Annotated in this window: 10 protein-coding genes; 5 read left to right on the plus strand and 5 right to left on the minus strand. The window is 68.3% G+C overall.

What is annotated here, in order from left to right; translation table 11 throughout:
- Window positions 1-30 precede the first annotated feature (30 nt).
- Window positions 31-1,002 (plus strand): zinc-binding dehydrogenase, encoded by a 972-nt coding sequence (locus tag ACZ3HV_RS32330; protein ID WP_465689843.1) that lies wholly within the window; start codon window positions 31-33, stop codon window positions 1,000-1,002.
- Here the strand turns inward: ACZ3HV_RS32330 and ACZ3HV_RS32335 are convergent.
- Window positions 992-2,326 (minus strand): GGDEF domain-containing protein, encoded by a 1,335-nt coding sequence (locus ACZ3HV_RS32335; RefSeq protein WP_465689845.1) that lies wholly within the window; start codon window positions 2,324-2,326, stop codon window positions 992-994. The genes ACZ3HV_RS32330 and ACZ3HV_RS32335 overlap by 11 nt on opposite strands.
- 121 nt (window positions 2,327-2,447) lie before the next feature.
- Here ACZ3HV_RS32335 and ACZ3HV_RS32340 point away from each other — a divergent pair, with 121 nt between their 5' ends.
- On the plus strand, window positions 2,448-2,645 hold the full coding sequence (locus tag ACZ3HV_RS32340; protein ID WP_360378644.1) for a DEAD/DEAH box helicase: 198 nt from the start codon (window positions 2,448-2,450) through the stop codon (window positions 2,643-2,645).
- 81 nt (window positions 2,646-2,726) lie between these two features.
- Here the strand turns inward: ACZ3HV_RS32340 and ACZ3HV_RS32345 are convergent, their stop codons facing one another.
- Window positions 2,727-3,971, minus strand: coding sequence for an MFS transporter (locus tag ACZ3HV_RS32345; protein ID WP_465689847.1), 1,245 nt, complete (start codon window positions 3,969-3,971; stop codon window positions 2,727-2,729).
- A gap of 385 nt (window positions 3,972-4,356) precedes the next feature.
- On the opposite strand from ACZ3HV_RS32345, the gene ACZ3HV_RS32350 reads away from it, so the two are divergent.
- Both ACZ3HV_RS32350 and ACZ3HV_RS32355 read left to right on the plus strand, forming a co-directional pair.
- Window positions 4,357-6,924: an MXAN_6230/SCO0854 family RING domain-containing protein gene (locus ACZ3HV_RS32350; RefSeq protein WP_465689849.1), complete on the plus strand. Its 2,568-nt coding sequence runs from the start codon at window positions 4,357-4,359 to the stop codon at window positions 6,922-6,924.
- 144 nt (window positions 6,925-7,068) lie between these two features.
- Complete coding sequence (locus tag ACZ3HV_RS32355) at window positions 7,069-7,620, plus strand: hypothetical protein (RefSeq protein WP_465689851.1); 552 nt, start codon at window positions 7,069-7,071, stop codon at window positions 7,618-7,620.
- A 99-nt stretch (window positions 7,621-7,719) separates the two neighbouring features.
- Here ACZ3HV_RS32355 and ACZ3HV_RS32360 read toward each other — a convergent pair whose 3' ends face one another.
- The 3 genes from ACZ3HV_RS32360 to ACZ3HV_RS32370 form a co-directional block, all read right to left on the minus strand.
- On the minus strand, window positions 7,720-9,108 hold the full coding sequence (locus ACZ3HV_RS32360) for a sensor histidine kinase (RefSeq protein WP_465689853.1): 1,389 nt from the start codon (window positions 9,106-9,108) through the stop codon (window positions 7,720-7,722).
- Entirely contained in the window at window positions 9,108-10,757 is a 1,650-nt protein-coding gene (locus ACZ3HV_RS32365; protein WP_465689855.1) for an NAD(P)/FAD-dependent oxidoreductase, read from the minus strand. Before ACZ3HV_RS32365 ends, ACZ3HV_RS32360 begins: the two co-directional genes overlap by 1 nt.
- Window positions 10,758-10,832: 75 nt before the next feature.
- Complete coding sequence (locus ACZ3HV_RS32370; RefSeq protein ID WP_465689857.1) at window positions 10,833-11,591, minus strand: FadR/GntR family transcriptional regulator; 759 nt, start codon at window positions 11,589-11,591, stop codon at window positions 10,833-10,835.
- A gap of 189 nt (window positions 11,592-11,780) precedes the next feature.
- Between ACZ3HV_RS32370 and ACZ3HV_RS32375 the strand changes: the two genes are divergently transcribed.
- The gene (locus tag ACZ3HV_RS32375) at window positions 11,781-13,286 is read left to right on the plus strand and encodes an ABC transporter substrate-binding protein (RefSeq protein WP_465689859.1); all 1,506 of its coding nucleotides are present in this window, start codon (window positions 11,781-11,783) and stop codon (window positions 13,284-13,286) included.
- The last annotated feature ends 4 nt before the right edge of the window (window positions 13,287-13,290 follow it).

The raw sequence follows: 13,290 nt of genomic DNA on the forward strand, positions 1-13,290 counted from the left end.
GACTCCAGGACACAGCCTGAAGGAGCAGATATGCGCGCAGCAGTAGTCACCGAGTTCGGCGGTCCGGATGTGATCAAGACCCAGGACTGGCCAGACCCCGTGCCGGCGGATGGCCAGATCCTGGTCAAGGTGATGGTGGCAGACGTCATCTTCGTCGAGACAGCGATCCGGCGGGGACAGCAGAGCCAGTTCTTCGACGTGAAGCCGCCTTATGTGCCAGGCGGATCACTGGGTGGACGGGTACGGGCGGTCGGCGCCGGCGTGTCTGAGGAGTGGCTCGGCAAGACCATCGTCGGTCGCTCGATCGGCTTTGGCGCGCACGCCGAGTTGGCCCTGGTGCAAGACCCGATCGAGGTGCCCGCCGAACTCGATCTCGAGACCGCGGGCGCAGTCTTCGGCGACGGTTTCACCGCCCTCATGCTCGAGGAACTGGCGCCACCGCTGCACGGCAAGGAGGTGCTGATCACCGCGTCTGCCGGCGGCATGGGACTGCTCCTGACTCAGCTCGCGCACCAGGCCGGAGCCCACGTCATCGCGGCTGCTCGCGGCCAGGAGAAGCTCGACCTCAGCCGCGCCCAGGGCGCCGAGGTGGTGATCGACTACGGCACGCCGGGCTGGGAGAAATTGGTGCTAGCGGCAACGAACAACGACGGGGCCGACATCGTGTTCGAAGGCGCCGGCGGTGAGCTCGGTGTGACCGCGTTCACGGTGGTGCGGGACGGTGGCTGGTTCTCCGCCCACGGAGCTCCGAGCGGCGGCTTCGCGGCGTACGACGCAGCCGAGGCGCAGCGGCGCGGGATCACGGTGAAGGGCATCATGGATCTCCGCGCCGACACGACGTCCACGACAGTCACCGGTGCCGAGGTGATCAGGAGAGCCGCCGTCGGTGACCTGAAGCCCGTGATCGATCAGGTCTACGACCTCGACCACGTGGCTGATGCGCACACCGCCCTGGAGAACCGGACTCTCCGCGGCAAAGCCCTGATCAGGGTCAGTCGCTGACCGGCTGATCCGCGTGGTCGGTGACAGAAGGCGGGTTCGGCCGGGCGGTCACGATGCGGTTCCGGCCGTCCCGTTTGGCGCTCAGCAGTGCGTTGTCGGCGGCGAGGATCAGCTGGTCCATGGTTTCCGCGACATCCGGATAGACAGCGGCGCCGAAGGACGCCGGCACACCGGTGATCACGGCCGTGGTGGCCGTCGTGGTGTCCACCGGCACGCTGAGTGTGCTGAGCCGGGCGCGGATCCGCTCGGCCACCTCCAGCACCTCGGTCTCTGAGGCGCCGGGCAGCAGGACGGCCAGTTCGTCGCCACCGACCCGGGCGACGAGGTCACCCTGCCGGACCTCTGCCCGGACGCTCTCGCCGACCGCGCGCAGTGCCTGGTCTCCGGCCGGGTGGCCGTAGGTGTCGTTGATTTCCTTGAACCTGTCCAGGTCCATCATCAGCAGACCCACATTGCTGCGCAGCGTCTCCGCCCGAGCCAACTCGGCCGGCACTGCGCTAGCCCAGTACGCCGGAGTCGCGAGGCCGGTCTTGACGTCGGTCCCCGCAGCCCGCTGGAACTGCGGGAGCAGCAGATCGCGGTGGAGCGTGAGCACCGTGACCATGAGGATCGGCACCACCCACGGGTACGACGCCTGGAGCGCGGCGACCGCCACACCGAGGCCGAGACCCGCGACCACGACGAGCTGATCGGCCAGATCACCCAGAGCGCCGCGAGCAGTGGCGTCCGGGGACGACAGCAGGATCGCGCCGATCACCAGTGCGAAGTTGACCAGCCACCACGTGGTCGCCGCGGCCACCACGACGACCAGGGACCACGGCCCGGTCGGCACCCGCGGCTCGGTCAGCAGACCGCCGGCCCGCAGCACCGCGGCGGCCGCGGCACTGGCCAGGATGAACGTGCTGGCGGAGAACACCTTGCGGTGCGCGATGGTCCGGCCGTAGACCCGGATCCATGAGTATCCGTACGAAACGACGACCAGTGCGACGACCAGGCTGAGCGGGAGCAGCAGCAGGCCAGCGAACACCCAGAGGCTCTTCAGGTTCGTGTACGGCGAAGTGTTCGCCGCCATCTCGCGTCGGCGCTCGATTCCGCGGGCAGACTCCAGGTGAAGCACCGAGGCGGCCGCGAGCACAGCGAAGGCGACCCACTCATCCGGCCTGATGCCGTTGTGGGCGCCGAACACCGTCGAGGCCACAGCCAAGGTGGTGATCATGACTGCAACCGCGTCGACACCGAGCACGTAACTCAGCGCAGGACGCGACAACGACCAGAGCTTCCACCGGCGGGGTGGCACCCAATTGCTCCGACCGATCAGAATCATGGTGGCCTCACACAGATAGACCTGAACGGCTATTCCTGAATAGTAACTGGTTGTTCACGCGAGGTCATCCCCGACCCGCATCTATTCCATCTGGCGGATGGCGAAGGAAGGATCCAGCACCATGTCGAAGATCAGCACCGGCAACGAGTGGTTCCGCGGCGGCAACGAGTGGTTCACCGGCGGCGGCAACGAGTGGTTCCGCGGCGGGAACGAGTGGCTGCACGGTGGGAACGAGTGGTTCACGCAGGGTGGCAACGAGTGGTTCCGCCGGCCCGGTGGATCCGGTAACGAGTGGTTCACCGACGGCAACGAATGGTGATCTGGGGCTGACCCCCGTAATTTCTTTACCGACATTTTACGGAGTCTGTCCGGAGGCAATTCCCCTGAATCTCCGGCCAGCTCATCCGGCACCCATTTCGGCGGCGCCGGCCCTGGATCGGCGGGCGCGCGACCACGCGGCGCCCGCCACCAGGGCGGCGATCGTTCCGGCGCCGCCCATCACGCCCAGCGCGACCGACGGCGAGGCCGCACTGGCGATCAGTCCGGCGATCAGGATGCCTGCGCCCTGACTGCTCTTCAAAGCCGTACTCGCGACTCCGAAAGCCTGTCCGCGCTGCGCGTCCGGCACGGCCTGGACGAACGCCGCACTGGTCGGCAGGTGGTACGCGGACGCGAGGCCTGAAACCGCCCACAGGACCATGGTGAGCACGAGCCCTGGCGCCAGGAAGCTGACGATCAGCGGCGCACACGCCAGCATGGCCAACGGGCCGAGGAAGTTCATCCGGCGCTCGGGCGGCCACAGCGTGATCAGCCACATGCCGGCGACCGCGCCGGCTGGGCTGGCGGCCAGGAGGAGTCCGGCTGCCGTGGTGCCCATGCCGATCTCGTGTGCGTAGGGGACAGCTAGGCCCTCCACAGTCACGTAGAACCCGGCGATCGTCGCCAGAAGGACCAGTGTGCGGAGTTCCGGCGTACGGGCGACCAGTGTGAAGCCGGAGGCCAAGTCCCTGAAGTAGTTGGTCGATGGCTCATCAGTGTCACGGGCAGGCACCGGGCGACGTCGTACACCGGCCGCGATCAGCACCGCGGAGAGCAGGAAGGTAGCGGAGTCCAGCAGCAGGCCGCCTGACGTTCCAACGGCGACCACTACGAGGCCTCCGGTCCCGAAGCCGAGCACCTGGCTGAACTGCACGACCATGTCGTTCGCAGCCTTGCCCAGGACGTAGTGATCGCCCGGGAGTACGGCGGGGAGCGTCGCTGCTCGTGCTGCGTTGAAGGGCGAGCCGAACGCCTGCAGTGCGAGCAAGAGGAGGATCACGACGACGAGCGGTAAGGCCTGGATCGCCATAGCTGCAACGAGAATCGCCCGTGCGAGGTCGGTGACGATCATCACGGTGCGACGGGGGTACCGATCCGCGAACCCGGCCAGCAGTGGCCCGAACAGCAGGTCCGGCACATACGTCAGGGCATAGGTGAGCGCAGTCAGTCCCGCGGAGGCGGTGCGGTCGAAGACCAGGACGGACAACGCCACCCGGGCCAGCTGGTCGCCTGCGACCGATAGCACCCCGGCCAGGAACAGAGCCCTGAACTCGGCGTGCCCGAACACGTCGCGCCAGCGTGCACGCTGGATCACCCCACCCTCCATACCTACGACCCTAACCACAATCCGTGGCGTGACACCTCCCGGCTGTAACTGAAAGGGTTTCCCTGCACCGGGATGACCGTGGTTCAAGGGTTTGATCACGGCGCATCAGTGCCAGATCGGGTACCCGGTGGCGCCGTATTTGGGTGAACGTTCTACTCTGGAGATCTCCGGTAGCGGGGTCTGGGCGGGGCGGCCCCGACCCTGCTACCGGAGCTCTTCTTTGTGGGGCCCGCTCGGCGCGAGAAAACTGTCGGTGGTGACCGGTAGCGTTCTCAGTGCCAGGGGCGGCTCCTGGACGTGCTTCCTTCTCCTTCACCAGGCCAAGTAGCGCGTCCGCTCTCCGCCCCTGGCGCCTTCGTCCACGACGCGCCAGTGGGGAGACGCGATGCCAGAGCTGAACCCGGACGCCACCGCCGCAGTGCTGCTGCGCCGCCGGCGCCTCGTCGACGCCACCGCGCTGACACCGCCGGTGCGTCGTTCCGCGTGGCAGTGGCTTCGACGCCCACTCACGATCCAGCTCGGACTGTCCGCGTTGCAGGCCGACCTGGTCCAGCGCGGCTTCCTGCTGTCGGTCAGCCTCTACCGGTACTGCGCCTCCCTGTCAGCGCCTGCACTCGCCGGATTCGGCGGCGCGCTGCTCGACCTGCTGGACGCCGAGTCCGGTCACGACACCGAGCACACACCGCTGTTCCGCGGCTTCCCGGAGAGCGTTCCCGGCAACACGGACACGTTCTACATCAACCGGGTGTTCGCCCGACTCCTGCAGGAGCCCGAGCAGCCGTGCGTACTGTGCGGCGACGCGAAGGCTGTGCATGCGGTCTCGCCCTGCGCGCATCTGGTCTGCCGGACGTGCTGGGACGGATCGGACCTCAGCGCGTGCCCGCTGTGCCTGCGCCGGATCGATCCGAGGGACCCGTTCCTCAAACCGTCGTTCGACGAGGTGCAGTCGGCCCACGTGCGGTCCGACCGCCTCCGTCTGCTTTCCCTCGCGTCGTCCGATTCCGCCCGCCAGGCACTCGAGGCCTTACTGGTACGACGCTCTCCGCTGTCGGCTGTGGATCGTGCCGACTTGCGCGTGCTGCTCGCCGGAGCCGACTCGTCCTGGTTGCCCGACGACATCCCCGTCCGCGAGACGCTGGCGCTCGTCATCGCGGACTTTCTCGCCGACGACCCCGAGCTGATCGATCGCGCCGGCACCGCGACCGACGTACTGCGGCTGCTCTACGCGCTGATGGATGCCGACCCCGGGTTGCGGACGCCGCCGGGCCGGCGGAAGTCGTTGCCTCGGGCAACGCGTCGACTGATCCTCGAGCGCCTCGATCGGCTGCCGGTCGAGGCGCTCGTAGAGGACATGCTCCGGCACGAGCGCGCATGGAAGCGGATCGCGGAGAACCTGCATCCGTTCGAGTTCGCGGCCCGGTATCCGGTGGCGGCGCTGGCGTTCGCGATTCTGCGCCGTACCGATGTGGATCTGGCGACCGCGGCGGGGCGGGCGGTGGCGGGCGAGGCGGCGCGGAGTCCTTTTGTGCGCCTGGAGGGCGGGCGGCTGGCGACCAGTACGTTCGCGTCGCGGGTCGAGGGTGCGTTGGCTAACGGGCGACCGGGACATGCGCTCGACCTGCTGCGTCAGCGGCCGGGAGACTTGGTGCGGCGACTCGTGCAGTTGGCGCGGGCGCTGCCGTCGGATCAGCACGGCGCCTTGATGGATGCGTTGACGACCGCGGTCTCGGATGTGTCGCCCGCGGTGATCACGGCCGCGCTCGGTCAGGTCCGCACGCCGCCGGGCGATCTGCGGTTGTTCTTCCCGCGCGGCGGGACGGCGCGGATCTGGACGGCGGTGGACGAGCGGGAGCCCTTGCCGTCCGAGCTGAGTGCGGCGCTGGCCGGCGTACTGGTCGGCGAAATGTTGCGCCGGGCAACTGATCTGCCGCGGTGGCGACGGGTGTTCCTGGACGAGGAGCTGACCCGGCTGGTGGCGCCTGGTTCGGAGCGGAGCTCGTCGTCGACCCTGCTGCGGATGACCCGGGGGAGTGCGGTGCCGATTCCGCAGGACGAGCTGTTGCGGCTGTTCCTGCACTGGGTCGAGCCGAGCGGCCGGCGAGTCGATCTCGATCTGTCGATCGCGGTGTTCGACGAGGAGTGGGGTTTCGTCGGGCTGTGCGACTACACGCGGCTCCGGTTCGATCAGGACGCGTTGGTGCACTCAGGTGACCTGACGTCGGCGCCCGCGCCGGATGGGTCGACCGAGTTCGTCGATCTCGACCTGCGCGCGGTGCGGCGGGTCGGCGGGCGGTATGTGCTGCCGGTGGTCTTCAGCTACAACAACGTGCCGTTCGACGAACTCGAGCGCGGGTTCATCGGGGTGCTGCGGCAGCCGACCGGGCTGTTCGACCCGGCGGCGGTCGAGGAGCGGTTCGACCTCGCGGGTCCGGCGAAGATCCTGCTGCCGTTCGGCATCGATCTGCTGACCAAGGAACTGCGCTGGTACGACGTCAACCTCAGCGCGGCCGGCTACGGCCACAACATCGCGCGGTACGGCGGTTATCTGGCGCTGATGGCGGCGACCCTGGAGGAAGTGCACGGCTCCGGGGATCGGGTGAGCCTGTGGGAGATCTGCTGCTGGCACGCGGCGGCCCGCTCCGACGACATCGCCGTACGGTGTGCCGACGGGTCGGTCGTCGGCTACCGGCGTGACCCGGCCGAAGACCTCGCGTCGTTCGCGCGGCGGCTCACGGCCCGGTTGGAGCCCGACCGCGTCTGGGACGAGGATGTGGCTGCGCGATCCGACTTCGTCGCGGTCCTGACCGGCGACATCACCGCCCGCCGGGGCGCGGAGATCTACGCGCTCCACCCGCACCTTCTGGACCACACCAGTCACCACCTGATCGACGCGCCGCACCTGCTCGCTGCGCTGCCGCCCGACTCCCGCGCCCACGCTCCACTCCCTACCTGAGCCGCGGATCCCCGGTCCGCGCGGTCGGGCGAGTCTGGCAGGAACCTGAGAGGAGTTTGACAATTCCGTGTCGGTGGCGCGGCGGGTCCTTTGGTGTGCTCCGGCGCAGGAGTACAACGGAAGTGACTGCGAAGGGAGCCACGCATGACGTACGACGTGGTGGTGCTCATCGAGCGGGAGATGAGCGAGGGCGACGCGCGCCGCGTTGCCGCCCTGCATGCAAGGTATGAAGAGCCCGTGGACTACCACCTGCTCGTCTCCAGCCATCCGGAGAGCGGATTCGGTGGCCCGATGGCATTGCTCGGCTCGACTTTCGCGGACGTGGCCGGGATGACCGGCTCGACGACCGTGGTCGGATCCGCGACCGGCCCGTCGGCCAGGGTCAGTGCGCCGGCCGCTCCGGTCCGGACGTCCTCGATGGCCGCCCTCGCGGACCCGGACGTCGATCTGGCCTCGGTGATCGAGCACAGTTCGCGCCGGCTGCGCGCGGCCAGTGGCTACCCGCTCAACGTCTCCATCACGCATGGCGAGGTGCTGCTGGCCCTGATGACCCTGGTCAAGAGCACCCATAGTCGCGAAGTCGTGGTGGTCGCCTGGCCGGAGACGGCGGCCAGGTTCGTCTGCTCCGACTGGATCACGAAGGCACGCAAGGTCCTCAAGGTCCCACGGGTCCGGATCCTCGAGCATGACACCTGACCGACAGGTTCCGAACGACAGGAGGTAGTCACCACGTGGAGCGGGCGGGCTCCGTGGTGACGGCGAGCGCCGCCACTACCTCCTGTCGTTCGGTGCCTGTCATCGCGTCGGCGGCTGACGCGGCAGCCGGACCTGCAGCGTCGTCTCACCGGGGTGGCACGTGATCGTGATCGTCCCGCCGTGGTGGTCGGCGACGATCCGCTGGGCGATGTCGAGCCCCAGTCCGGTGCCTTTGCCGACGTCCTTGGTCGTGTAGAACGGCTCGAACGCGCGCGCCGCGACATCGGCCGGCATGCCGGGTCCGGTGTCGGTGAACTCCACCACGATCCGGTCACCATCGGTTCGGGTGCTGATCCGCAGCGTCCCGGCGCCGTTCATCGCGTCGACCGCGTTGTCGATCAGGTTCGTCCACACCTGGTTCAGTTCGCCGGCGAAGGCGTCGATCCGCGGTACGTCGGCGCCGTACGACCGGATCACCTCGATCCCGTCGCGGAGTTTGTGCCCGAGCATGACCAGAGTGCTCTCGATCCCCTCGGTCACGTCGATCGTCTGGATCGAGCCGCGGTCCATCTGCGAGTACGAGCGGACGGCGGCGACGAGCTCGGTGATCCGCCGGGTCGACTCCTTCACCTCGCCCAGCAAGGTGGCCGCGGAGAGCGTGCTCGCGACCCACTCCAGGCCGGGCTCCACAGCATCACCCAGTACTACGGCCACGCGGTCGCACCACTCGACTCCGGCCCCGGCCGCGGCCAGCGGCGGCGCAATCAACCAGTCCTGGTCGACGCCATGCGCGTCGAGCCAGTCCGAGATCTTGTTCTCGTCGTCGGCCAGGTCGACCGGATCGGTCACCGTTGCGCGCGCGCCGAGTTCGCGCCGCAGGTCGTCGAGCGCGCCGAACTGGGCGGCCGTCACCTCGCCGGCCGCGAGCCGCCGCAGCGCCGACAGCAACGAGACACAGGCCGTGTCGAGAGCGCTCACCGAGCGTGCCGCAGCCGCGGCGGGATTGTTGATCTCATGCGCCAGCCCGGCCGCGAGCGTGCCGAGCGTGATCAGTGCGTCCCGCTGCCGCGCGGTCGACTCGATCGCCCGAGCGGTCCCGTAGACACCCTTGATCAGGTGCCCGCCGAGCGGGAACCAGGCGTCGACCCGGTCCCGCAGCACCTCCGCGGGCACCCGTAGTACCCGGCCTTCGGTCACCCCGCGGCCGCTGGCGAGGTAGACGCCGTGCTCGTCCCAGGCGCGGAACCCGCCGGCCCAGCGACCCGGAACGTCGATCTTGGCCATCACAGTGTCCTCGCGGCCGATCTTGCGATGCAGGGCGATCGCGCCGTCGACGAGCACCCACCAGAAGTCGGCCGGCTCGCCCTCGTGGAACAGGTCGACGCCTGGCTCGATCGGCAGTTCGGTGCTGCCGTCGATGAGCTCGGCCAGCTGATCGTCGGTCACTCCGGCGAAGAGAGCGATCCCCCGCAGGTCGTCGACGTTCATCAGATCGTCGCCAGGTAGCGGTGGACGAGATAGATCGACATAGCGCCCTCCCCAACGGCCGATGCGACCCGTTTCATCGAGTCGAGCCGGACATCACCGGCCGCGAACACGCCCGGCACGCTCGTCTCCAGCGCGTACGGCGGACGCCGCAAAGGCCAGCGCTCCAGCGCGACGGTGTCCGGCCCGGTGATGATGAAGCCTTTGTCGTCCCGGACGACGGCTTCGCCGAGCCACTCCGTGCGCGGTGAGGCGCCGGCGAAGATGAACAGCCAACTGGCCAGCACTTCCTCGACCCGGCCGGAGATCCGCTCGGCCAGCGTCAGCCCCTCGAGATGGCCGGAGCCCCGGCAACCGACCACCTCGGTCCGGCACCGGACCTCGATGTTCGTGACCTTGGTGATCTTGTCGATCAAGTACTTCGACATCGACGACTCCAAGGTGTCCCCGCGGACCAGCAGTACGACCCGCTTGGCGTAGCGCGCGAGGTTGAGGGCCGCCTGGCCGGCCGAGTTCGCGGCGCCGACGATGTACACCTCCTCGTCCTGCACCTGACTGGCCTCGCTCGCCGTCGCGCCGTAGTACACGCCGCGGCCGGTGAGGTCGCCGAGGCCGTCGACGTCGAGGCTGCGGTACGCGACGCCGGTCGCGACGATCAGCGCACGGGCCTCGATCTCGCCGGATCCTTCGAGCAGTACGGCGTGCACCGGGCCGCGGGACTCGAGTCCGACGACCGAACGGGCGAGCACCATCTCGGCACCGAACCGGGACGCCTGAGCAACCGCTCTCTGCGCGAGATCGGAGCCGGTCAGCCCGCGCGGGAACCCGAGATAGTTCTCGATCGCGGCGCTCAACCCGGCCTGTCCGCCGGGGGCCTCGCGCTCGACGATCACCGTGCTCAGCCCTTCGGACGCCGCGTAGACGCCGGCCGCCAGGCCCGCTGGTCCGCCGCCGACGATGCAGACGTCGTAAAGCGGTTGCTCGGCTCGGGTCCGCAGGCCCAGAGCGGAGGCGAGGTCGACCGTGGAGGGGGAGCGGAGGGTGTCGCCCTCGGGCATCAGGACCAGGGGCAGGTCGTCGTCCGACGCGTCGGCGAGGCCCCGGAGCCGTTGGCCTTCGGCGTCGCGCTCGACGTCGTACCACACGTACGGCACGTGGTTGCGGGCCAGGAACGTCTTGATGTCATGCGCTCGGTCCGACCAGCGGTTGCCGACCACGCGGAGGTCCGAGGTGTGTTCAGGATTGGCATGTCGCCAGTCGTCGAGCAGATCGTCGACCACGGGGAACAGCTGATCCTCGGGTGGGTCCCAGGGCTTGAGCAGGTAGTAGTCCAGGCCGATGTCGTTGATCGCCCGGATCGCGACATCGGTATCGGCGTACGCGGTGAGCAGGAGGTACTTCGCCGTGGGAGCCTGCTCCCGGGCCCGTTCGAGCAGTTCGATGCCGGTCATCCCCGGCATCCGCTGGTCGGTCGCGATCAGTGCGATCGGCTGGTTCCGCAAGGCGAGTTTGGTCAGGGCGGCGAGCGCCTGGTCGCCCGACGTCGCCTTCACCACGAGGTAGTCGTCGCCGTACCGCCGGCGCAGGTCTCGGGCGATGGCTGCCGAAACCATCGGGTCGTCATCGACGGTGAGAATCGCAGGTTTGCTCACGCGGTGCTCCCACAGCAGTGAACCCAGTCCCGTCAGAATGACACGAGATCCACGGCCGCGGCAGGGACAGTTGCCTCAGTCCTCGATCAGCGCGTGCAATGTTTCCCGTTCGGAGTCGGGCACGTACCCGGCGTAGTAGTCGTACATGTTCTGCCGGGCGAGCCGGGCCGCGGCGTGCCCGTCGCCGTCGCGAATCGCCTCGACCACTTCGGCGTGGTGGTGCAGTGACTCGAGCATCAGCGCCCGGCTGTTCGGCGCGTGCGCGATCTTGTCCGAGATCAGGCTCAGTACGACGCCGCGGACGACCTCGTTGCAGGTCTGGATGAGCGAGTTGCGGCTGATCTGCGCGATCACGTCGTGGAAGGCGAGGTCCGCCTCGCTGAACGCGGCGAAGTCGACCTCGATCGCCTCCCGCATGGCGATCAGCGTCTCCTCCATCTCGGCGAGCTGCTCGGGGGTGCGCAGCCGGGACGCCACCTGGATCGCGGCGCCGTCCATGATCATCCGGAACCCGATCAGCTCGGAGAGCGTGAGCTCGTCGACCCGCGCGAGCCGCACCATCTGCTTGCGCAGCGCCGAATGCGAGAACGGCAGGATCTCCGGACCGTTCGGGTCACCGGGGCGGGACCGGACCACGCCGTTGCTCTCGAGCACCCGGAGCGCCTCGCGCACGGTGGACCGGCTGACCGCGAACTGCGCCACCAGTTCCCGCTCGCTCGGCAGGCGTTGCCCAGGCGCGAGATCGCCCCGAGCGAGCGCTTCCTCGACTTGCTCGACGATCCGCTGGTACGCGCGCACGGTCTGCACCGGCTGGAACTGCGGGCCGTTCGCCATCCGGTGCACCCCATTCGCCTTGACAGACCCGTGTGGTGCGACAAACCTAGTGCCCCACTGATACCTAGTCCACTGGTCGGACCAGTCACAGCTGGACGGCGAAGTCCGCCGTACGGCGTGGCCCCGGCTGCGCGGGCGGACCGGGATCGTCAGAATGCGGCGACAGCTCGAGGCACTGGAGGAGTTCGCGTGAAGACGTTTCGCACCCGTGCGGTCGCGGTCGCCGCTGCGGCAGTTCTGGCCCTCTCGGCCTGCTCCGCCGGTTCGAGTACGACGGGTGGCAGCTCGCCGGGAGGTGATCAGTCGCTCGCGATCGGCCTGGTCGCCGAGCCGGCCAGCCTGGACTTCACCACCACCGACGGCGCCGCGATCCCGCAGGTGCTGCTCGGCAACGTGTACGAGAGCCTGGTCAAGCAGGACGACTCCGGCAAGATCGTGCCGTCGCTGGCGAAGTCGTGGACCGTCTCGCCGGACCACAAGACCTACACGTTCGACCTGGTCGACAACGCGAAGTTCACCAACGACAAGCCCTTCACCGCGTCCGACGCGGTGTTCAGCATCAACCGGGTGAAGACCGCCTGGACGACCTCGCTGAAGGCCGCGATGGACGTCGTCTCGGAGACGAAAGCGCTCTCTCCGACCCAGTTGCAGGTCACGCTGAGCAAGCCGAGCAACGACTGGCTGTTCCGGATGACGACCCGGATCGGCGCGATGTTCTCGGAGAGCGGTGTCAGCGCCCTGGCCACCGAGCCGATCGGCACCGGGCCGTACAAGTTCACGAAGTGGAACCGCGGCGACTCGATCGTGCTGCAGCGCAACGACGGCTACTGGGGGACCAAGCCGTTCTTCAACCAGATCACGCTGAAGTACTTCAAGGACCCGACTGCGCTGAACAATGCGCTGCTGACCGGCACGATCAACGTGGTCGGCACTGTGCAGGCGCCCGAGGCCCTCAGCCAGTTCAGCGGCAATGACAAGTACCAGGTGATCGAGGGCACGACGAACGGTGAGGTCCTGCTGTCGTTCAACAACTCGCGGCCGGTCTTCAAGGACATCCGGACGCGGCAGGGGATCCGGCAGGCGATCGACCACAAGGCCTTGCTGGACACGTGTTTCGCGGGTCGCGGCAAGCTGATCGGCAGCATGGTTCCGCCCACCGACCCGTGGTACGAGGACCTCACCGGGATCGCGCCGTACGACCCGGTCAAGGCGAAGTCGTTGCTGCAGGCATCGGGCGCGGCCGGCCAAACGCTCCGGTTGCGGTTGCCGACGTTGCCGTACGCAACGTCCTGCGGTCAGGTGGTGAAGAGCCAGCTGGAGCAGGCCGGGCTGAAGGTGCAGATCGACCAGCTCGAGTTCCCGGCGGCGTGGCTGACGACGGTCTTCAAGAACGCCGACTACGACATGTCGATCATCGCGCATGTCGAGCCGCGGGACCTGGGTGCGGTGTTCAACCCGAAGTACTACACCCGGTACGACGACCCGACGCTGCAGGGCTATCTGGCGGCGGCGGACTCGGGTGACGAGGCCGCGCAGGTCGACAACATGAAGAAGGCCGCGCGGCGGCTGTCCGAGCAGGCCGCGGGCGACTGGCTCTTCCTGCTCCCGAACCTGATCGTCGCGGACAAGAACATCAAGGGCCTGCCGCAGAACGCGATCACCGAGAACTTCGATCTCTCCAAGCTATCGAGGTGACCTG

It is taken from the genome of Kribbella sp. NPDC020701 (genome assembly GCF_055562215.1).

Coding starts and splice junctions, on each gene's coding strand:
- ACZ3HV_RS32330 (WP_465689843.1), top strand. CDS start 31: ATGCGCGCAGCAGTAGTCACCGAGTTCGGCGGTCCGGATGTGATCAAG.
- ACZ3HV_RS32335 (WP_465689845.1), bottom strand. CDS start 2,326: ATGATTCTGATCGGTCGGAGCAATTGGGTGCCACCCCGCCGGTGGAAG.
- ACZ3HV_RS32340 (WP_360378644.1), top strand. CDS start 2,448: ATGTCGAAGATCAGCACCGGCAACGAGTGGTTCCGCGGCGGCAACGAG.
- ACZ3HV_RS32345 (WP_465689847.1), bottom strand. CDS start 3,971: ATGGAGGGTGGGGTGATCCAGCGTGCACGCTGGCGCGACGTGTTCGGG.
- ACZ3HV_RS32350 (WP_465689849.1), top strand. CDS start 4,357: ATGCCAGAGCTGAACCCGGACGCCACCGCCGCAGTGCTGCTGCGCCGC.
- ACZ3HV_RS32355 (WP_465689851.1), top strand. CDS start 7,069: ATGACGTACGACGTGGTGGTGCTCATCGAGCGGGAGATGAGCGAGGGC.
- ACZ3HV_RS32360 (WP_465689853.1), bottom strand. CDS start 9,108: ATGAACGTCGACGACCTGCGGGGGATCGCTCTCTTCGCCGGAGTGACC.
- ACZ3HV_RS32370 (WP_465689857.1), bottom strand. CDS start 11,591: ATGGCGAACGGCCCGCAGTTCCAGCCGGTGCAGACCGTGCGCGCGTAC.